General features: G+C 54.7%; 1 protein-coding gene. It reads left to right on the top strand.

Annotation, left to right across the window (positions count from 1 at the left end):
• On the top strand, nucleotides 1–223 hold a 223-nt coding region (locus ACP7IZ_RS13880; protein WP_426849752.1), incomplete at its 3' end, for a type IV secretion system protein.

The raw sequence follows: 223 nt of genomic DNA, 5'->3' as shown, positions 1-223 counted from the left end.
GTGGTGGCACTATGCGAGATGTATCTAATCCTGTCCGCAGCCGTCCTCATGACCGGGTTTGGCGGATCGGAATGGACACGCGATCTTGCGACCAAGAGCTTTATGCTCGCCTTGGGGATCGGCGCTAAATTGCTGGTGATGGAACTCATCTTGTCCACGGGATGGGGCATCATCGACAAGTGGGCGAGCGCCAGTTATGCGGAATATCAGGATATTTTCGTGG

It is taken from the genome of Acetobacter sp. AAB5 (assembly GCF_050106715.1).
In the GTDB taxonomy this organism is placed as follows: Bacteria; Pseudomonadota; Alphaproteobacteria; order Acetobacterales; family Acetobacteraceae; genus Acetobacter; species Acetobacter oryzifermentans.
The sequence above is the reverse complement of the archived record's forward strand: the minus strand, read 5'-3'. Positions and strand labels throughout refer to the sequence as shown.